The organism is Pantoea dispersa, assembly GCF_014155765.1.
Taxonomy (GTDB): Bacteria; Pseudomonadota; Gammaproteobacteria; order Enterobacterales; family Enterobacteriaceae; genus Pantoea; species Pantoea dispersa.
Genome location: NZ_SCKT01000002.1, coordinates 13,875 through 32,416, shown reverse-complemented (window position 1 = coordinate 32,416; position 18,542 = coordinate 13,875). Strand labels below are relative to the sequence as shown.

The window sequence follows — 18,542 nt, the reverse complement described above, 5'->3', positions numbered from 1 at the left end:
GGCGGGTCCGCTGATGGCGGAAGAGACCATGGAATTCGGCGATCTGGATAAAACCTTCCAGCAATCCACCTTTGCCGGCCATTTCGTCGAAGTGGCGGTCGACAGCGCCACCGGCGAAGTGCGCGTGCGGCGCATGCTGGCGGTATGTGCCGCGGGGCGCATTCTCAACCCCAAAACCGCGCGCAGTCAGGTGATCGGCGCGATGACCATGGGCCTCGGCGCCGCGCTGATGGAGGAGCTGGCGGTGGACACCCGGCTCGGCTACTTCGTCAATCACGACATGGCAGGCTATGAAGTGCCGGTACACGCCGATGTGCCTGAGCAGGAGGTGATTTTCCTCGATGACACCGATCCGGTCTCTTCGCCGATGAAAGCCAAAGGCGTCGGTGAACTGGGGCTGTGTGGCGTCGGTGCTGCGCTGGTTAATGCGGTCTACAATGCAACCGGCGTCCGGGTGAGAGACTATCCGGTGACGCTGGATAAGTTACTCGCCGCGCTGCCTGACCAGCCGTAATGCAGGCCCCCTCCGCCAATGCATGCGGGCTGGCGGAGGGGGAAAAATGTGAATGGCTAAGCCGTCAGGACTGGTTAACAGGTCATCAAGCTGATAATATTGAGACCTGTTAACCAGTCTGGAGAGACGTATGCCAAACATCATTCTCAGCGATATGAGCGCCAGCGTCAGTGAATTAAAAAAGAATCCTATGGCGACCGTCAATGCGGGAGAAGGCTTGCCGGTGGCGATTCTCAATCGTAATCAGCCCGCCTTTTATTGTGTTCCCGCACAACTTTACGAGCAAATGCTGGAAGCGCTGGACGATCAGGAACTGGTTAAAAAGGTAACTGAACGCCAACAGCAGCCGCTGATTGACGTGGATTTGGACAGCTTTCTGTGACATGGACAGTTAAGTTCAGGGAAGAAGCCCTGAAGGAGTGGCATAAGCTGGATAAAGCCATTCAGCAGCAGTTTGCCAAAAAGCTCAAAAAATGTTGTGAAAATCCTCATATCCCCTCAGCCAAATTGCGTGGCATTAAAGACTGCTACAAAATTAAACTCAGGGCTTCCGGGTTTCGCCTGGTTTATCAGGTGATTGATGACCAGTTGATCATCGCCGTGGTCGCGGTGGGTAAACGCGAGCGCAGCGACGTTTATCATCTTGCCAGTGACAGAATGCGCTAATGCGTGACGCCGGCCCTCTGCGGCCAGCGTCACTGCGCTGGTTAATGCTCTCAGCGCCCCGCTTCCTTAGCCAGCCCGCACCAGTGCACCAGCGTCAGCGCAATGGCTTTGGTACAGGCCACCAGATCGGCAATCGGCACATGTTCGTTAGGCTGATGCGACAGCGCCGGATCGCCGGGACCAAAGTTGACCGTCGGCGTCTGGCCCAGCGTGCTGGGCAGGCCAATGTCGCTGTGGGCACCAAAGCCGGCCAGCTGCGGGCTCAGTGCCGCGTCACTCACGCCCTGCTGAAAAGCGCTGACAAAAGGATGATCGGCCGGGATCTCGGCGCAGTCGGCGTCCAGTATCCACTCCACGCGCGCCGGATGCTTTGCCAGGTAAGGATCCAGCGCGCACACCTTCGCCACGTGCGCCTCAATCTCCTGTTTTACCTTACCGCCCAGCCCCATCTCATCCTTTTCTGCCGGCAGATACTGCACGTCTATGACGATCTCGGCACGGCCGGCAATTGACGCCGGGTGCTCGCCCACTTTCAGCTGCGTCACGATAATCTGGTTGGGCAGATCCATGAGTGGATGGTTTTTGTCGGGCTGCGTCTGCCAGCGGCGGTTCAGCACATCGAGCCCGTCCAGCATCTGGCGACACAACATCACGGCATCAACCGGACCGCTGCTGTCCCAGCTGTTCGGCGTTAATTCCGCATGACCGCCGATGCCATCGAGGATGATGCGCGCCCACAAAATGCCGTGGCAAATCGGCGCGATGCGATTGGCAGTGGGCTCCGTCATGATACCGGCATCGGCTTTGAAGCCGCGATCCACCATTGCCAGCGAGCCCATGCCGCCGATCTCTTCATCCACTACCGTGGTGAACACCACGTCGCCGGCCAGCTGCACGTTGAGATCCTGCAGCAGCTCCACCGCCATCAGCATGCAGGCCACGCCACCTTTCATATCGACCGCGCCGCGACCATACACCGCCTCGTTGCGGATCTCCGGCACAAATGGATCACTGTGCCAGTGCTCAGCCGGACCCGGTGGTACCACGTCAATATGGCCGGTAAGCATCAGCGACCTGCCGCCACCGGATCCGCTCAGGGTGCCGCCCAGATTGGGACGGCCTTCAAAGGTGCGGCCTTTATTGGCGCCCGGGCGGCCCTGATACTTCTGGTACAGCGTGGGGCCATCCGGATCCCACAGATCGGTGTCCATGCCCAGCGCCATCAGCCGCTGCTGCAGATAGTGCTGGCAGTCGCGCTCGCCTGGCCCGGCCTCGCGCGGATCGACTTTCACCACCGAGGGAAATGCCAGCAGGTCGCATAATGTCTGCGCGATACGCTGCGCGCTGGCATCGACGTGTGCGCTAATTTTTTCAGTCAGACTCATGTGTTATCTCCGATAGATAAAAAGTCGTTGTGCCATTAACACCATGATTAACAGCATGCCCACCACGCCCAGTTGCCACACGCTGTTCAGCCCCAGCTGCAACATGCAGGTTTTGAGGGTGACCAGCATCAGCGCGGCGGCGAGAACGCCGATGACACTGCCGCGCCCGCCAAAGATCGCCACGCCTCCCAGCAGCGCGGCGGTCAGCGATTCCAGCTCAAGATTGACGCCGATTTCCGGGCGGGCACTGCCGAGCCAGCACAGGGAAATAAAGCCGGCGCAGCCCGCCAGCGCGCCGCTCAGGCAATAAACCAGCAGCCGCAGGCGATCGACCGGAATGCCCACCAGCCGCGTGGCGTGCTCATTGAAGCCGCAGGCGTAGATCCATTTGCCCCACGCGCTGTTGCTGATGATCAGCCACGCCAGCAGAAACGCCGGGATGACACAGGTTAAAAAAGGCAACGGAACGGACAGCATGGCCGCCCGGCCCCACTGCGTCAGCAGCGGCGGCACGCCGGCCAGCGCCGCACCGCCGGTTAATGCCAGCGCCAGGCCGGAGAACAGATAAAAACTGCCCAGCGTAACGATCAGCGGCCAGAGGCGTAAGCGCGCCACCAGCAGGCCGTTCAGCGCGCCAGCCAGGCTACCGCTCAGCAGGCAAATCAGCGGCAGCCAGCCCGGCGCAATACCCTGATCGAGCGCCAGCATGCCGATGACCGCCGAGAGCGAAACGTTACCGCCAACCGACAAATCAATGCCGCCGCCGCCAGTCATCACCACCAGCGACTGCCCGAGCGCCACCAGCGATAGCAGCGTGGCAAACTGCAGGATGGAGGTCAGCGACCATGCCGCCAGCATCTGCGGCAGCACAATCGCGATGGCGCCCAGCAGCAACAGCCACAGCGCCAGCAGCAGCGTCAGATCGGGGGCTTTGCGCCACAGTTTCATGCCAGCCTCCTTAGCGATAACAGCCGCCCACTGGCTGCTTCGCTGCTCAGCACCAGCAACAGCACCGCCCCGGTAACCACGGTTTGCCATAGCGAGGGCACGCCAATCAGCAGCAGGCCATTTTGCAGAATGCGCAACAGCAGTACGCCGAGCAGCGTGCCGAGCAGACTGCAGGAGCCGCCGGTAATGCGCGTGCCGCCCAGCACCACCGCGGCAATCGCCTCCAGTGCCAGCGTGCCGCCGACGGTCATCTCCACGTTACGATAGGTGGCGATGTAGCAGGTGGCGGCCAGGCCGCACAGCACGCCGCTGAGGGCAAAGGTCGCGACACGCACCTGGGTTACCGGAATGCCCGCCAGCCGCGCTTTTTCTTCGGAGTTGCCGGCGGCCAGCAGCCATAACCCGTACGGCGTATGGCGCAGCGCCAGCCACACCAGCGCCCAGGCCGCGACAATCAGCCAGGCCATCAGCGGCAGCCCCAGCAAAGGCCGCATCAGCGCATGCGTCAGATCGCCCGGCAGACCGGAAAGCCACTGCCCGCCCAGCAGCACAAACAGCGCCGTGCGCCAGACGCCGAACAGCCCCAGCGTGCCGACAATTGCCGGAATGCGGCCAATCACCACCACCAGCGCGGTGATCAGCCCTGCCAGCAGGCCAATAAGCGGTCCGGCCAGCGCCGCCAGCAGCGGGGATTGCAGCATCAGCAGTTGTCCGACGCCCCACGCGGCCACGCCCATCACCACGCCCACCGACACATCGACGCCGCCCATGGCGATCACCAGCGTCATACCCAGCGCGATCAACAGCAGTTCGCTGCTGTTGCGCAGAATGGTCAGCAGGTTGTCAGCGGTGGCAAACCACGGCGAAAACCACGTAAAGCAGGCGCCAGCCAGCACGGCGATCGCCAGCAGGACGATTTCCCGCGAAGTCATATGCATCACAGGCCTCGTCAGAATTTGAACTGGTCGACGTTATCTTTGGTGAACACCGCCGGCTTGCCGAGCAGCAGCACACCGGTTTTGCTGTCAAAGGTCACCGGTTGGGCAAAGCCGGGAACGTGATTTTCGGCGGCAAACGCTTTCCCGTCGATCAGCTGTTTGCCCGCCCACACCGTCAGATAGCCAAGCTTTTCCGGGTCCCACAGCACGGTGTAGCCAAACGCCCCGCTTTTCAGGTAGGCGCGCGCGGTGTTCGGGCTGCAGAAACCGCTGCCAATCACCTTGCCGTTTTTGCCGGCGGTTTCGATGGCCTGCGCCACGCCCGGACAGGTTGTAGAGGCCATGGCAATCACCCCTTTCAGATCGGGGTTAGCGGACATCAAATCGGTGGTGATTTGCGCCGCGCGGCTGGCGGAGCCGCCGGCGTACTGGGGTTTGAGCAGCGTAATGTGCGGGTATTTGCTTTTCACCCGCTGCTGCATAAAGCCAATCCAGCTGTTGAGGTTTGACGCGGTGGCTTCGCCGGAGACGATGCCAATTTTGCCGCGCTCGCCGACGCGTTTGACCATCTCATCGATCACCGTATCGCCCAGGCCCTCATCGGTGGCCTGCGCCACATAGACCGGCCGCCCGCTGTCGGGCGCATCGCTGTCGCTGGTGAATAGATGCACATTACTCGCCTGCGCCTGCGCCATCACCGGCGCAATACTGGAGGCATCCAGCACGCTGATACCAATCGCATTGACCTTCTGCGCAATCAGGTTCTGCACGATCTGCAGCTGATCCATCGGGTTGGTATCTACCGGACCGCTGTAGACAAACTCCACGCCGAGATCGTGCGCGGCGCGCTTGCCGCCCGCCTCCATCGCCTGAAAATAGGGAATACCGATGATTTGCGGCACGAAGGCCACCTTTTGTGCCGCGAAGGCGTAACCCGATACCAGCAACGACAGCGAACAAACAGCAGTAGCAATGCGATGCATGATGATTTCCCTTGGTGTGAGTGCTTAGGTGTTTTCGAAAATGCGCGCATCAGGATGCGCACCGGTAATGAGTGCAACGATTTCGTCTGGCGTGGTGTCCGCGTGACGGCGCTCGGCGATTTTGCGGCCGCGACGAAACACCACCATGCGATCGGCCACGGCAAACACATCGCTGATGTTGTGGCTGATCAGCACCACGGCGCAGCCGCGTTCCGCCAGGCGGCGCGTCAGCTGCAGGACTTTCTGCGTCTCCGCGACCGCCAGCGCGGCGGTGGGTTCATCCATGATCACCAGCTGCGCGTTGAGATTGAGTGCGCGGCAGATCGCCACCGCCTGACGCTGGCCACCGGACAGACTGCCGACCGCCGCTTCGGCATCGGAAATGTGCGCATCGAGCTCGGTCAGCAGTCGATCCACCGTTTCGCGCATCGCGCGGCGGCGCAGAAACGGAATGCCGAGCACGCGGCGCTTCAGCTCGCGGCCAAGAAACACGTTCTCGGCGATCGACAGATTCTCTGCCAGCGCCAGCTCCTGATAGATGGTGGCAATACCGTGATCGGCGGCCTGACGCGGCGAGGTGAATTTCACCTCCCTGCCGTCTACCCACAGCTCGCCATCACTGGCGCTGTACGCGCCGGATAACACCTTGGTAAAGGTCGATTTGCCCGCGCCGTTGTCTCCCAGCAGCGCCAGCACTTCACCGCGATGGATCGACAGATTGACCTGGCTAAGCGCCGTTAACGCGCCGAAGCGTTTGCCAATGTTGCGCGCTTCGATGAAACAGCTAGTCATGGGCGCTCTCCGGGTAAGCCGCGCTGTGGAAATCGATCTCCCACTGCAGCACGCGGGCGTAAAGCTGCGATAGCTGCGCCTGTTGCGCCGCGCTGAGCGTCAGTGCGCACTGGTCCAGCTCGGTTTTCAGCCACTGCGCCTGCTGATGGAACTCGTCTTCGGCATGCATCTCTACCCAGCGGCGCACGTCAGCGTCCTGCTGCGATTGCGCGCTGACACGCAGGCACCAGTGGTAATACATCCACTCGGCACCGAACATCAGGGTGATGATTTCCGTGTAGCTGCCCTGCTGCGCGACTTTCAGCATGCCATCGCGGAATGCGCTGACGCCGGGCAGATCGTCCGGATAATCCGCCGGCTGAATGCCGCGCCGCGCCAGCACCGCCTCAAACCAGGCGATTTGCGTATCCACCAGCGCATTGAGCACGCCAATTAGCCAGCGCTGCTGACGAATGCCGGGCGCCTTGCTCACCGCCAGCGCAAAAATAGCGATGGCGGTGGCGACGAAGTTACCCTCAAACACCAGATAACGATTAAACACGCTGTCCGGCAGCCGATCGTGCTCAATGTCGACGACAAAGCGGTGCTGCTGCATCGCCTGCCACAGCGCCTGATGCTGCGTCAGCAGCCGATCGCTGAAGCTTTCCATCACGCCTCCTCCAGCGCAGCCTGCGCCACCGCCATGAAGTGCTTCACGCGCGCCAGTTCCACCGGGTTCCACCACACGCCATCGACTTTCAGCGTGCTGGCGACAATCACCCCCTGCGTGCGGCCAAGGATCTGGCAGACGTTGTCCGGCGTCACGCCTGAGCCCACCAGCAGCGGCAAGGCCGTTGCGGCGCGGATTTCGTCGATTTCACTCAGCGTGGCGCTGTCGCCGGTGCGCTGGCCGGTGGCGATCACCGCATCGGCTTCGAAGAAGTCGACGTCACGCGTCAGCTCCTGAATCGAGCGGTCGGCGACAATCGCGTGGCTGCCGTGTTTAACATGGCTATCGGCAAATACGCGGATGTGATCGGCCCGCAGCTGATTGCGATAGCGCAGCGCTTTAGCGGCTGCCCCTTCGATAAAACCTTCATTGGCGATATAGGCATTGGCCCACTGGTTAACGCGCACAAAATCCGCCCCGCCGGCTAATGCCGTGGCAATTGCCGGGATTGCCGCATTGGCCAGCACGTTAATTCCCAGCGGTGCAGCAAAACACTCGCGGATTTTATCGGTGATCACCGCCATAAATGCCGCCGTTTCCGGACCAATATCGTCGGGCTTGGCAAAGGGAATATCGCCATGATTCTCAACGATTAAACCGTGCACGCCGCCAGCCAGATAATTATCCGCATCGCGCAGGGCACAATCGATAATTTCACTTACCGGCTTACCGCGATATTTCGGCGAGCCGGGAAAGGCATCACAGTGAATAACCCCAATCACCGCTTTACTGCGTGAAAAAATATCTTGTATCGCGTTACTTTTTTCTGCTGATATAGAAGCCATCTCTTTCACCTTATTAACGAGAAAACTATGCGTGTCTATGTTGCAGGCAATATTGTGGTGGATGAAACCTGGTCCATTGATCAACTCCCTGAAAAAGGCGCCTCAATTCATGGCAAAAAAATTGCGCAGGATATCGGTGGCAAAGGCGCCAATCAGGCAATCATACTTTCGCGTTGCGGCATCGATACGCGCTTAATTAGCGCCACCGGCGATGATATTAACGGCCAGTGGATCCGCGAACGCATCCGGCACGAGAAATTAACCCTACTGCCGCCTCAGTTTTTGTCTGCTCACAGTGACACCTCAATTATTTTTAATAGCAGCGATGGCGATAATGCCATTATTACTACCACCGCCGCGGCCGACGCGCTGGCAGCCGATATTATCCTGGTGTACTTAGCCGATGCCGCTGCCGGCGATATTCTGCTGCAGCAGGGCAATTTTTCTGCGGATAAAACCCGCCGGTTATTTAGCTGGGCAAAAGCGCACGGCTTAACCACGGTATTTAATCCTTCACCGGTCAATCCGGACTTCGCCGATCTCTGGCCACTGATTGACATCGCGGTGGTCAATCAACCGGAAGCCGATCTGCTGCAACCCGCCGGCGTTAACACGCTGGTGATTACCCAGGGTGCTGCCGGTGCGCTGCTGATACGCGGCAATCAGCGCGTGTTCTGCCCGGCGATTAACGTCGCGGCCGTCGATACCACCGGCGCCGGTGACACCTTCCTCGCCGTGCTGCTGGCGTCTGCCCTGCTGCGCGGCGTCGCGCCCGACCTGCTGGCGCTGCAGCATGCCAGCGCGGCGGCGGCAATTACCGTCAGTCGCACCGGCACACTGAACGCGTTTCCCGATGCTGATGAATTGCAACGTATTCTGGCGCAGCGCTAAGCCTGGGCGCAGACGTTCACGTCTGCGCCTGGCGGTTACTTAAACAGCGAACGGTAGCTATCGACGTTGGCTTTGGTCACCACCGTGGCCGGAACCAGAATGGTTTTGCTCACGGTTTTACCGGCCGTCAGGCTATTCAGCGCTTTCAGCGCTTCTTCACCCATTTTCTTTGGATCCTGCTGCAGCACGGCGGTAACGTAGCCACCGTCAATGCCGCTGATGGCTTTTGCCGTCAGATCCCAGCCGAATACCTTGATGTCCTTCTGCCGCCCCTGGTTTTCTACTGCGGCAATGGCACCCAGCAGCGCCGGCTCGCCGGTGGCATAGATCGCGGTGAGATCCGGGTTGCCGGTAATCAGGTTTTCGGCGGCGGTCATGGCGTTGTCCTGAATATTCTGGCCATCGACCACATCGGCGACCGTTATCTGGCTGTTGCTTTTAATCGTCTCTTCAAAACCTTTCTGGCGCTGGTTTTGGATGGCCGAATTGAGCGCGCCGACAATTCCCAGTCGCGCTTTGCCGCCCATCTCTTTCGCAACATAATCGACAAAGTATTTACCGAGGATTTTTCCACCTTCGAGGTTATCTACGCCCACCTGCGCTGCCTGCGGACCGGCAGGTAATACGGCATCAATCGCAATCACCGGAATATTCGCCGCTGCGGCTTCTTTTATCGCTGGCATAATACCGTTGACATCGATTGCATCCACCAGAATGCCTTTCACTCCCTGCTGAATATAGTTTTCAATCGCATCGTTTTGCGCCACGGGATTATCATTGGCGTTATAAATCACCAGCTGTTTACCGCTGGCTTTGGCCGCTTCCTGTGCGCCCTGATTCATCAGGTTAAAAAACAGCGCCTGCTGATTAATCTGGACTAACGCATAAGTGGGTGCGGCGTGAGCCTGAACGCATAATGAACCTGCGGCGAGTAAACCACTCGCAATGAACAGTGAACGCAGTTTTCCGCTGAAAGATGACATCATTGAGTTCCTCGTCGGGAATAATAATAACCAGCGCTTCTCAGCGACGTACCGCTGAGCGTTTTTTTGGCAGGTAAATATCAGTTCAATGATTCTGAGCACGGCGATAATGCCGTGTTTTGATGCCGCCGGCGTTATCTTTTTCGGCATCCCATCCACTGGGAGTGCGGGGTGAAAAAAACAATGTCGGGTTGGGAAGTTAATCCCGGTACTGCGGTAAACGCTTTATACAATTCGCCCGACGAATTTTTTTGTCAAGTGTTTATTTCTCCAGCAATGCAATCGGGAAAGCGCTGTATTAGTCGCGCTTAACTGTGTTACAGATAAGCCACCCCGGCAAACATGGCGAAATGGATGAGTACAAAACGCGTGTTGTTATCTGACGTGGCAAAGCTGGCTGGCCTGTCAAAAGCCACGGTGTCACGCTATCTGAATCACAGTATTGTGCTGCCGCAGGACACCGTTGACCGCATTGAAAGCGCGATCCGCACGCTGGACTATCGCGGTAATTCTCTTGCGCGGCGTTTAAGCAAAGGCGGCAGCGAAACCCTGGGCCTGGTGCTGCCGGATATTACTAACCCGTTTTTTGCCGAACTGGCGGATGCCGCCGAAGAAGCGGCGTCAGCGCACGGTTATAGTCTGGTGCTGTGCATCACGCGCAACAACCCGGACAAAGAGGCGCAGTTTATCCGCTGGCTGGATACGCGCCAGGTGGATGGCCTGCTGTTCACCACCAACCGGCCGGACAACGGCCTGCTGCGCGACGAGATCCAGCGCCAGCGCCATGTGGTGCTGCTGGATGAAGACATTCCCGGCAGTAACGTGCCGAAGGTCTTTGCGGATAACGTGCAGGGTGGCCGCATGGCCACCGAGCAGCTGATCGCCGCCGGGCACACGCAAATTGCGTTTATCGGCGGCCCGGAGCAGCTGATGAGCGTGCGCGAACGCTATCTTGGCTTTTGCACCGCGATGCAGCAGGCCGGTTTAACCGTACCGCCGCAATGGGTGATGTATGGCAACTACGAGCGCGAATTTGGTCAGCAGGCGTTGCAGCACCTGTTCCGCTGCACGCCGCGCCCTACCGCCGTATTCGCCGCCAGTGACTATCTGGTGCTGGGACTGCTCGACGGTTTGCGCGCCATTGGCCTGCAGGCACCGGCGGCGCTGTCGCTGGTCGGCTTCGATGACGCCAACTACAGCGATCTGACCCAGCCGCGTATCTCCACCATCCGCCAGCCAGCGCGCCTGCTGGGCCATACGGCGGTGAGCATCATGCTGCGCCTGCTCAACAACGACAGCAGCATCCCGATGGAGACACGTTTACCGGTGGAATGGATTGGTCGCGATTCGGTGGGATTTGTTAGCGATGTCCCAAAATGAGGCAAAACTGCACAATCATGGCGCAAAAAGTGAGCGATTTTTTCCGTTAGCGGTATAGTGAGTAAACCGGTTTACTTGCTGATTACATAACATACGATGTATTACAACAAGTTAGCCGCGAGTGCAGTGCCTGTTATTCAGGCTGGCATGGATGCTGCAATGTCATACCTGGCGAGTAAATATCATTGTAGCGTTTACCCTGTTGCTGCGAATTAAGGGTTTATCTGACAGGTAAACCGGTTTACTAGATTGTAAATCGTGTCAGATAGCCTCTTTTTCCCGACCGGCTAAACATTTCCCACAGGCGTTGATGGGAGTGATCCAATGCAGCAATTACCAGCTCTTCCTGCCCGGGTGGAGATGATTAACATCACCAAAACCTACGGCTCAATTCGTTCTCTGCGCGGCGTCAATCTGCAGCTGGCCCCCGGTGAAGTGCTCGGTCTGGTGGGCGACAACGGTGCCGGCAAATCGACGCTGACCAAAGTGCTGTCCGGCGCGGTGATCCCTACCAGCGGCGCGATCCGCATTGATGGCGAACAGCAGCATTTCAGCAATCCGGCGGATTCGCGCCGTTGCCATATCGAAATGGTTTATCAGGATCTGTCGCTGTGCGACACGGTCGACGTGGCCGGTAACCTGTTCATGGGCCGCGAACCGACCAGACGCATCCTCGGCGTGCCGTTTCTCGATCAGGCCAAAATGCATGCGCAGGCGCGTGAGATGCTGAAAGGCCTCGGCATCTCAATTCCCGATACCCGTCTGCTGGTGCGTAATCTCTCCGGCGGGCAGCGTCAGGCGATTGCTATCGCCCGTGCCGCTGCGTTCGATCCTAAAGTGCTGATTATGGATGAACCCACTGCCGCGCTGGCGGTAGCGGAAGTCGAGGCGGTGCTGGAACTGATTCGCCGCGTGTCGGCGCGCGGCGTCAGCGTGATTCTCATCACCCATCGGCTGCAGGATCTGTTCCTGGTGTGCGATCGCATCATGGTGATGTACGAGGGCACTAACGTGGCCGATCGCCGCGTGGCGGACACCAGCCTGAGCGATATCGTCAACCTGATCGTGGGTGAGAAATTTACCGCGCAGTCCGCGGCAGCACACTGAGGTAACAGGATGAGCATCATGAATTTAGGCAGTTCACGCATGATCCAGCACTCTCTGCCGCGCCGTTTGTTGCATAACCATTCGGGTGTGGTGAGCATCGCGCTGTTTTTTGTCTTTTGCTGCGTGGTGTTTTCATTGATCACCAGCAACTTTCTTACCAGTACCAACTGGCTGAATATCATCCGGCAAAGCGCGCCGCTGCTGATCGTCGCCACCGCGATGACGCTGGTGATTACTACCGGCGGCATCGATTTGTCGGTCGGCTCGACGCTGGCGCTGGTGGGTGCGCTGTCGGCCATTGCGCTCAATAACTGGGGCTTGCCGTGGCCGGTGGTGCTGATTGGCGGGCTGCTGCTCGGTGCGCTGGTGGGCGCCATCAACGGCTTCTTTATCGCCTGGGAAGGGATACCGGCATTTATCGTCACGCTGGCCACGCTGGCGGTGGTGCGCGGCATTGCGCTGCTGGTGACGCAGGGCTATTCGATCCCGGTGCCGGCTGACAGCCTGTTCACCTTTATGGGTCGCGCCTGGGTGCTGGGGATTCCCATGCCGGCGCTGATCGGCATCGTGGTGTTGCTGGCCGGTCACATTGTGCTTAATCACCTGCGCTTTGGCCGCTACGTCACCGCCATCGGTGCCAACGCGGAAGGTGCACGCCGCAGCGGTATCAATACTAAAGCGGTGACCATGAAAGTGTACATTCTTAGCGGCATGGCGGCGGCGCTGGCTGGCATGATCATCACCGCACGCCTCGGCAGCGGCTCCTCTAACCAGGGCGAAGGTTTTGAACTGCAGGTGATTGCCGCGGTGGTGCTGGGCAGTACCAGCCTGTTTGGCGGCTTTGGAACCGTGATCGGTACGCTGCTCGGCGCGCTGTCGATTGCCATCATCCAGAACGGCCTGATTTTGTCGCATATCTCGCCGTTTTATACCCAGATCGCCACTGGCACCATCATTCTGCTCGCCATCTGGCTCAACACCCGCATTCTCAACCCGAGCCGCGCGCCCGCCAAAGGATAGCCCATGAAAGGATCAATTTTTCGCCATGCGGATCCGTTGCCGCTCGGCGTCAGCAGCGGTCAGGTAATGACGGTACTCGGTCCGCTGCCGGTGGCGGAGATGGGCGTCACGCTGATGCATGAGCACATTTTACTGGATGCCTCCGGTAAATGGGTGCCGCCCTGCTGCTGTAGCGACCGCCACATTGCTGAAATGCCGGTGCGCATCGAGAACCTCGGCGAGCTGTCGCTCAACCCGCTGATGAGTCGCGACAACTGCCAGCTGTTTGACGTCGATACCGCGATTGACGAGCTGATGAAATACCGCGCGCTGGGCGGCGAAACGGTGATCGATCCGACCAATATCGGCATCGGCCGCGATGGTAAAGCGCTGCAGCGCATCGCCCGTCTCACCGGCCTGAATATTGTGATGGGCACCGGTCTGTATCTGGAGCCGTCGCATCCCGAGTGGGTAAAAACCATTAGCGTGGAACAGCTGACCAACAAGCTGATTTACGACCTCGGCGGACTGCCGGAGAAGCCGGAGGTGCTGGCCGGGCTGATCGGTGAAATCGGCATATCCAGCCGCTTCACGCCCGATGAAGAAAAATCGCTGCGTGCCGCCGGGCGCGCCAGCGCGGCCACCGGCGTGCCGATTCAGGTGCATCTGCCCGGCTGGGAGCGGCTCGGCCATAAGGTGCTGGATATTCTGGCGCAGGAAGGTGCCGATCTGCGCCACACCGTGCTGTGTCACATGAACCCCAGCTTTGCCGACAAAACCTACCAGCGCGAGCTGGCGGATCGCGGCGTGTTCCTCGAATACGACATGATCGGCATGAACTACTACTACGCCGACGAATCGGCGCAGTCACCGTCCGATGAGGAGAACGCGCTCGCCATTTGCGCACTGATCGACGACGGTTATCTGCAACAGATTTTGCTGTCCCAGGACGTGTTCCTGAAAACCATGCTGACGCGCTACGGCGGTCACGGCTATGGCTACATCCTCAAACATTTTGTGCCGCGCCTGAAACGTCATGGCGTCAGCGGCGAACAACTCGAAACCCTGATGATCACTAATCCGCAACGGGTGTTTGGCGGATAAACGGAGAAGTTGGCATGCAAAAGAACGTCTTGCTGGTCGGTGAATCCTGGACCAGTACCGCAACGCACGTAAAAGGCTTTGATCAGTTTGCTACCGCCACCTGGCACAGCGGTGCGGCGGATTTTCTTGCCGCGCTGCAGGAGAGTGCCTATGCCGTCACGCATATGCCGGCCCACGCCGCCGCCACCGATTTTCCGCAGACGCTGGAGGATTTGCAGCGCTGGGACGTGATTATTCTGTCCGATATCGGTGCCAACACCCTGCTGCTGCATCCGGACACCTGGCTGAAAAGCCGGCGCACGCCCAATCGCCTGGCGCTGATTCACGACTATGTTGCCGCGGGTGGCGCATTAATGATGGTAGGCGGCTATTACAGTTTTCAGGGGATTAACGGCGGCGCACGCTATCGCAATACGCTGGTGGAGAAAGTGCTGCCGGTGCGCTGTCTGGCCTGGGACGACCGCATTGAAACGCCGGAAGGCAGTTACGCTGAGGTGACAACGTCACACAAAGTAGTTGCCGATCTTCCCGGCGACTGGCCGTGGCTGCTCGGTTACAACGAAGTGGAGATGCAGCCGGAAGGCACGCTGCTGGCCACCGTGGCGGGCACCGGTCATCCGCTGCTGGCGGTGCGCGAATATCAGCAAGGCCGCTCGCTGGTGTGGACCAGTGACATGTCAGCCCACTGGCTGCCGGAAGAGTTCAGCCGCTGGCCGGGCTATCGCCAGCTGTGGATTAACTGTCTCGACTGGCTGACGGAGCGTGACTGATGCCAGCGCGTTCACTGCCTCTGGCGCAGCAGCTGCTGAGCTTTGACACCATCAATCCACCGGGCAATGAGCTGGCCTGTCTGCAATTCCTCGCCGCGTGGCTGCAGGAGCAGGGCTTCGTGGTCGAACTGACGGCGTTCGGCGAGCAGCGCGCCAACCTGATCGCCCGCCTGCCGGGCCAGATGCCGGGCAAACCGCTGGCCTTTACCGGCCATCTGGACACCGTGCCGCTGGGTAATCAGCCTTGGCAGTTTGATCCGTTTGGTCACGACATTGATGGCGACCGGCTGTACGGGCGCGGCGCCAGCGATATGAAAGCGGCGGTAGCGGCGTTTGTGCTGGCCTGCGTGCAGCACAAAGCGGCGATTGCCGCCGGGCGCGGCGTGGTACTGCTGCTGACCGGCGGTGAAGAGACCGGCTGCCACGGTGCCCAGGCGCTGATCGCGGCCGGGCAGTTGCCTGAAGTTGGCGCGCTGATCGTGGGCGAGCCGACCGCCAACCAGCCGGTGATCGGCCACAAAGGCGCGCTGTGGCTGCGCTGCGAAACGCGTGGCAAAACCGCGCACGGCGCCATGCCGGAGCTGGGTATCAACGCCATCTATCTGGCGGCCGATGCGCTGGGTAAGATTCGTCACTTTTCACCGGGCGCGCCGCATCCGCTGATGAAACAGCCGACGCTGAACGTCGGCCGCATTGAGGGCGGCCTCAACATTAACTCGGTGCCGGACCGCGCCGCGTTTGATGTGGATATCCGCAGCGCGCCCAACCTGCAACACGCGGTAATTCGCCAGCAGCTGGCGACCTTTCTCGGTGACAGCGTGCACATCAGCACGCTGGTCGATCTGCCGGCGGTGCTGAGCCCGGAGCGGCACCAGTGGATTCAGTCGGTGTACCGTGCCTGCGAAGCCGTGACGCAGCAACCTGCGCAAGCGCGCATCGTGCCCTATTTTACCGATGCCTCGCTGCTGCTGCCGGCGCTCGGCGATCCGCCCTGCATTATTCTCGGTCCCGGTGAGCCGACGCAGGCGCACCAGACCGATGAATACTGCCTGGTGAGCCGTCTGAGCGAGGCAGAGCAGATTTACGGGCAGCTCATCGCTGACTGGATGCGCTGAGTGCCGCTGATGCGCTTAAAACGGATTTTTTCCCTCTGCGCCGCCGGAAACGCGCAGCAGCCTGTTACACTCGTCGGCTATAACAACTTTTTAACGTCAGCGGCGTAGTGTGCTGGCGTTATTACGCAGGATAGTCGCGGTTATGCCCGTCAATTTTGACCTCAACGATCTCTACGCCTTCCGCGCGCTGGTGGAGTACGGCAACTTTCGTCTGGCGGCGGAGTCAATCTGCCTGTCGCAGTCAGCGCTCAGCCGCAGAATTGAGAAGCTGGAAGCGGCGCTCGGCACCCGGCTGTTTGACCGCACCACGCGGCGCGTCACGCTAACGCTGTATGGCCAGAACTTTGCTCAGCGCTCGGAGCAGTTGCTGGATAATGTCGAATCGATGCTGGCCGACGTCGAGCGCGCCAGCCAGGATCGCACCGGCCTGATCACCGTCGCTACCGTGCCCTCGGGCGCTTACTATTTTATGCCGGAGGTGATCCGCCGTTTTCAGGCGCGTTACCCGCGCGTGCGCATCAAGCTGATTGATAGCAGCGTCGGCAACGTGATGGATGCGGTGAGCAGCGGTCAGGCCGATTTCGGTATCTGTTTTGCGCGTAATCTACCGCCGGAGCTCACCTTCACGCCGCTGGTGGAAGATGTTTACGTCGCCGCCTGTCGCCACGATCATCCGCTGGCGACGCGCCAGCAGCTCAGCTGGCAGGAGTATTTTGCGCAGGATTATGTGGCGCTGGATAAAGTGTCCGGCAACCGCAATCTGCTGGACAGTGCGCTGGCGCATCTCACGCCCGCCCGGCAAAGTATCTGCGAAACGCGCCATGTCACGACGCTGCTGGGGATGGTAGAAGCGGGCATCGGCATTGCTGCCGTGCCCGCGATGTCGATGCCAGCGAACGGGCATCCGCTGCTGCGCCAGCTGGCGCTGACCGATCCGCAGGTCACCCGTTCGGTGGGATTAATTCGCCGCAGCGGACGTATGCAATCTTACGTCGCTGCGGAGCTGGAAAAGCTGATTATCGAACAGTCTCAGCACGCTTAACGCGCGGTTTGCAACGTCAGCGCGCGGCGGCGATACAGGTACAGCGTCGCCAGCAGCGCGCAAATCGCCGCAAAGCTCATCCAGTAGCCCGGTGACGCCTTATCGCCGGTGTATTCGATCAGCGCGGTAGACACCACCGGCGTGAAGCCGCCAAACAGCGCGGTTGCCAGGCTGTAGGCCAGCGAGAAACCGGCGACGCGCACTTCTGCCGGCATCACTTCGGTCAGCGCCGGGATCATTGCACCGTTATACAGGCCGTAAATAAACGACAGCCACAGCAGCACGCTCAGCATCATGCTGAAGGTCGGCGTCTGCGCCAGCAGCGTCAGTGCCGGATAGGCGGTCGCCAGCGCCAGCAGCGTCATCGCCAGCAACACCGGTTTACGCCCAAAGCGGTCCGACAGCGCACCGCCAATTGGCAGCCAGATGAAGTTGGAGATCGCCACCAGCAGCGTCACCAGCAGGCTGTCCGAGGCGCTCAGCATCAGCACTTTTTTGCCGAAGGTGGGCGCATAGACGGTAATGAGGTAGAACGCGGTGGTGGTCATCGCCACCATCAGCATCCCGGCAATCACCACCGGCCAGTTCTGCAACAGCGTGCTAAATACCTGACGCATATCCAGATGATGACGGCGCGCGCTGAACTCCTGCGTCTCCTCCAGACGGCGACGCAGAATAAAGATAAACGGCACGATCAGGCAGCCAAACAGGAACGGAATACGCCAGCCCCAGGCGCTGATGGCGCTCTGCTCCAGCGCGGCATTGAGCGCGAAGCCCATCGCGGCCGCAACCATGATGGCAACCTGCTGACTGCCGGATTGCCAGCTGGTGTAGAAACCTTTGCGGCCCGGTGTGGCAATCTCTGCCAGATAAACCGACACGCCACCCAGTTCTGCCCCGGCCGAGAAGCCCTGCAGCAGACGACCAATCAGCACCAGCAGCGGCGCCCACAGGCCAATCGACTGGTACGACGGGATCAGCACAATCAGGAAGGTGCCCGCCGCCATGATCGACAGCGTGACGATCAGCCCTTTGCGCCGGCCAACCTTATCGATATAAGCGCCCAGCACAATCGCGCCAATCGGCCGCATCAGGAAGCCGGCACCGAACACCGCAAAGGTCATCATCAGCGACGCGAATTCGCTGCTGGCGGGGAAAAAGGTGTGCGCGATATAGGTGGCATAGAAACCGAACAGAAAGAAATCAAACTGTTCGAGGAAGTTGCCGGAGGTGACGCGGAAAATAGCGCCAACCCGGGCTCGGGTGGTCATCGGTAAGGCAGAGGAATGCATAAGTATCTCCAGTTTGTCCCTGGCGCTGTTATCAATCGCGCCTGCTTCGGAAGACTGGATCAGAACGTTAAGGTTAATAAGCGCAATAAACGCATGGCGTGATGCGTCTGACGCATTAATCGCTGCCGGCAACGGGCCG

Annotated in this window: 20 protein-coding genes; 11 read left to right on the top strand and 9 right to left on the bottom strand. The window is 59.8% G+C overall.

The window, feature by feature from the left end; all coding sequences use genetic code 11:
• The 3 genes from H7K56_RS23305 to H7K56_RS06820 form a co-directional block, all read left to right on the top strand.
• Positions 1-514, top strand: a 514-nt coding sequence (locus tag H7K56_RS23305; RefSeq protein ID WP_259395367.1) for a molybdopterin cofactor-binding domain-containing protein, incomplete at its 5' end; no start/stop codon positions are given.
• A gap of 130 nt (positions 515-644) precedes the next feature.
• Positions 645-896 (top strand): type II toxin-antitoxin system Phd/YefM family antitoxin, encoded by a 252-nt coding sequence (locus H7K56_RS06825; RefSeq protein WP_104093611.1) that lies wholly within the window; start codon positions 645-647, stop codon positions 894-896.
• Positions 893-1,180, top strand: coding sequence for a type II toxin-antitoxin system RelE family toxin (locus H7K56_RS06820; RefSeq protein WP_058770149.1), 288 nt, complete (start codon positions 893-895; stop codon positions 1,178-1,180). Before H7K56_RS06825 ends, H7K56_RS06820 begins: the two co-directional genes overlap by 4 nt.
• Before the next feature lie 50 nt (positions 1,181-1,230).
• Here the strand turns inward: H7K56_RS06820 and H7K56_RS06815 are convergent, their stop codons facing one another.
• From H7K56_RS06815 to H7K56_RS06785, 7 genes are read right to left on the bottom strand one after another with little or no spacing between them, the layout of a single operon-like run.
• Positions 1,231-2,565: a M20 family metallopeptidase gene (locus H7K56_RS06815; RefSeq protein WP_150360254.1), complete on the bottom strand. Its 1,335-nt coding sequence runs from the start codon at positions 2,563-2,565 to the stop codon at positions 1,231-1,233.
• A gap of 3 nt (positions 2,566-2,568) precedes the next feature.
• On the bottom strand, positions 2,569-3,513 hold the full coding sequence (locus H7K56_RS06810; protein WP_150360253.1) for an ABC transporter permease: 945 nt from the start codon (positions 3,511-3,513) through the stop codon (positions 2,569-2,571).
• Positions 3,510-4,451 (bottom strand): ABC transporter permease, encoded by a 942-nt coding sequence (locus tag H7K56_RS06805; RefSeq protein WP_058758759.1) that lies wholly within the window; start codon positions 4,449-4,451, stop codon positions 3,510-3,512. The genes H7K56_RS06810 and H7K56_RS06805 overlap by 4 nt, the downstream gene beginning before the upstream one ends.
• Positions 4,452-4,462: 11 nt before the next feature.
• The gene (locus tag H7K56_RS06800; protein WP_058758760.1) at positions 4,463-5,434 is read right to left on the bottom strand and encodes an autoinducer 2 ABC transporter substrate-binding protein; all 972 of its coding nucleotides are present in this window, start codon (positions 5,432-5,434) and stop codon (positions 4,463-4,465) included.
• A 24-nt stretch (positions 5,435-5,458) separates the two neighbouring features.
• The gene (locus H7K56_RS06795; RefSeq protein ID WP_059012259.1) at positions 5,459-6,226 is read right to left on the bottom strand and encodes an ATP-binding cassette domain-containing protein; all 768 of its coding nucleotides are present in this window, start codon (positions 6,224-6,226) and stop codon (positions 5,459-5,461) included.
• On the bottom strand, positions 6,219-6,875 hold the full coding sequence (locus H7K56_RS06790) for a TenA family protein (protein WP_059012261.1): 657 nt from the start codon (positions 6,873-6,875) through the stop codon (positions 6,219-6,221). Before H7K56_RS06790 ends, H7K56_RS06795 begins: the two co-directional genes overlap by 8 nt.
• A complete protein-coding gene (locus tag H7K56_RS06785) occupies positions 6,875-7,720 on the bottom strand; it encodes a BtpA/SgcQ family protein (protein WP_150360252.1) in 846 nt (281 codons plus the stop codon). Before H7K56_RS06785 ends, H7K56_RS06790 begins: the two co-directional genes overlap by 1 nt.
• 27 nt (positions 7,721-7,747) lie before the next feature.
• On the opposite strand from H7K56_RS06785, the gene H7K56_RS06780 reads away from it, so the two are divergent.
• Entirely contained in the window at positions 7,748-8,611 is an 864-nt protein-coding gene (locus H7K56_RS06780) for a PfkB family carbohydrate kinase (RefSeq protein WP_150360251.1), read from the top strand.
• Positions 8,612-8,646: 35 nt separating this feature from the next.
• Here H7K56_RS06780 and H7K56_RS06775 read toward each other — a convergent pair whose 3' ends face one another.
• Positions 8,647-9,597, bottom strand: a complete 951-nt coding sequence (locus tag H7K56_RS06775; RefSeq protein ID WP_058758765.1) for an ABC transporter substrate-binding protein — start codon at positions 9,595-9,597, stop codon at positions 8,647-8,649.
• Positions 9,598-9,936: 339 nt separating this feature from the next.
• Between H7K56_RS06775 and H7K56_RS06770 the strand changes: the two genes are divergently transcribed.
• The 7 genes from H7K56_RS06770 to psrA all read left to right on the top strand — a co-directional run bounded on the left by H7K56_RS06770 (position 9,937) and on the right by psrA (position 17,111).
• Positions 9,937-10,974 carry a LacI family DNA-binding transcriptional regulator gene (locus tag H7K56_RS06770; protein ID WP_150360250.1) on the top strand — a complete coding sequence of 346 codons (1,038 nt, stop codon included), beginning with the start codon at positions 9,937-9,939 and terminating at the stop codon, positions 10,972-10,974.
• A 360-nt stretch (positions 10,975-11,334) separates the two neighbouring features.
• Entirely contained in the window at positions 11,335-12,081 is a 747-nt protein-coding gene (locus tag H7K56_RS06765) for an ATP-binding cassette domain-containing protein (RefSeq protein WP_170264737.1), read from the top strand.
• 18 nt (positions 12,082-12,099) lie between these two features.
• On the top strand, positions 12,100-13,101 hold the full coding sequence (locus tag H7K56_RS06760; RefSeq protein WP_164861075.1) for an ABC transporter permease: 1,002 nt from the start codon (positions 12,100-12,102) through the stop codon (positions 13,099-13,101).
• A 3-nt stretch (positions 13,102-13,104) separates the two neighbouring features.
• Positions 13,105-14,184: a phosphotriesterase family protein gene (locus H7K56_RS06755; RefSeq protein WP_150360248.1), complete on the top strand. Its 1,080-nt coding sequence runs from the start codon at positions 13,105-13,107 to the stop codon at positions 14,182-14,184.
• A 14-nt stretch (positions 14,185-14,198) separates the two neighbouring features.
• Complete coding sequence (locus H7K56_RS06750) at positions 14,199-14,954, top strand: glutamine amidotransferase (RefSeq protein ID WP_150360247.1); 756 nt, start codon at positions 14,199-14,201, stop codon at positions 14,952-14,954.
• Positions 14,954-16,069, top strand: coding sequence for a M20 family metallopeptidase (locus H7K56_RS06745; RefSeq protein ID WP_150360246.1), 1,116 nt, complete (start codon positions 14,954-14,956; stop codon positions 16,067-16,069). Before H7K56_RS06750 ends, H7K56_RS06745 begins: the two co-directional genes overlap by 1 nt.
• Before the next feature lie 142 nt (positions 16,070-16,211).
• Positions 16,212-17,111, top strand: coding sequence for an L-proline-binding transcription factor PsrA (gene psrA / locus H7K56_RS06740; RefSeq protein ID WP_058775038.1), 900 nt, complete (start codon positions 16,212-16,214; stop codon positions 17,109-17,111).
• Here the strand turns inward: psrA and H7K56_RS06735 are convergent.
• Positions 17,108-18,403, bottom strand: a complete 1,296-nt coding sequence (locus tag H7K56_RS06735; protein WP_021509465.1) for an MFS transporter — start codon at positions 18,401-18,403, stop codon at positions 17,108-17,110. The genes psrA and H7K56_RS06735 overlap by 4 nt on opposite strands.
• Positions 18,404-18,542 lie beyond the last annotated feature (139 nt).

Excerpts from the sequence above, each read along its gene's own strand:
- H7K56_RS06825 (WP_104093611.1), top strand. The coding sequence starts at position 645 with ATGCCAAACATCATTCTCAGCGATATGAGCGCCAGCGTCAGTGAATTA.
- H7K56_RS06815 (WP_150360254.1), bottom strand. The coding sequence starts at position 2,565 with ATGAGTCTGACTGAAAAAATTAGCGCACACGTCGATGCCAGCGCGCAG.
- H7K56_RS06810 (WP_150360253.1), bottom strand. The coding sequence starts at position 3,513 with ATGAAACTGTGGCGCAAAGCCCCCGATCTGACGCTGCTGCTGGCGCTG.
- H7K56_RS06805 (WP_058758759.1), bottom strand. The coding sequence starts at position 4,451 with ATGCATATGACTTCGCGGGAAATCGTCCTGCTGGCGATCGCCGTGCTG.
- H7K56_RS06800 (WP_058758760.1), bottom strand. The coding sequence starts at position 5,434 with ATGCATCGCATTGCTACTGCTGTTTGTTCGCTGTCGTTGCTGGTATCG.
- H7K56_RS06795 (WP_059012259.1), bottom strand. The coding sequence starts at position 6,226 with ATGACTAGCTGTTTCATCGAAGCGCGCAACATTGGCAAACGCTTCGGC.
- H7K56_RS06790 (WP_059012261.1), bottom strand. The coding sequence starts at position 6,875 with ATGGAAAGCTTCAGCGATCGGCTGCTGACGCAGCATCAGGCGCTGTGG.
- H7K56_RS06785 (WP_150360252.1), bottom strand. The coding sequence starts at position 7,720 with ATGGCTTCTATATCAGCAGAAAAAAGTAACGCGATACAAGATATTTTT.
- H7K56_RS06780 (WP_150360251.1), top strand. The coding sequence starts at position 7,748 with ATGCGTGTCTATGTTGCAGGCAATATTGTGGTGGATGAAACCTGGTCC.
- H7K56_RS06775 (WP_058758765.1), bottom strand. The coding sequence starts at position 9,597 with ATGATGTCATCTTTCAGCGGAAAACTGCGTTCACTGTTCATTGCGAGT.
- H7K56_RS06770 (WP_150360250.1), top strand. The coding sequence starts at position 9,937 with ATGGCGAAATGGATGAGTACAAAACGCGTGTTGTTATCTGACGTGGCA.
- H7K56_RS06765 (WP_170264737.1), top strand. The coding sequence starts at position 11,335 with ATGATTAACATCACCAAAACCTACGGCTCAATTCGTTCTCTGCGCGGC.
- H7K56_RS06760 (WP_164861075.1), top strand. The coding sequence starts at position 12,100 with ATGAATTTAGGCAGTTCACGCATGATCCAGCACTCTCTGCCGCGCCGT.
- H7K56_RS06755 (WP_150360248.1), top strand. The coding sequence starts at position 13,105 with ATGAAAGGATCAATTTTTCGCCATGCGGATCCGTTGCCGCTCGGCGTC.
- H7K56_RS06750 (WP_150360247.1), top strand. The coding sequence starts at position 14,199 with ATGCAAAAGAACGTCTTGCTGGTCGGTGAATCCTGGACCAGTACCGCA.
- H7K56_RS06745 (WP_150360246.1), top strand. The coding sequence starts at position 14,954 with ATGCCAGCGCGTTCACTGCCTCTGGCGCAGCAGCTGCTGAGCTTTGAC.
- psrA (WP_058775038.1), top strand. The coding sequence starts at position 16,212 with ATGCCCGTCAATTTTGACCTCAACGATCTCTACGCCTTCCGCGCGCTG.
- H7K56_RS06735 (WP_021509465.1), bottom strand. The coding sequence starts at position 18,403 with ATGCATTCCTCTGCCTTACCGATGACCACCCGAGCCCGGGTTGGCGCT.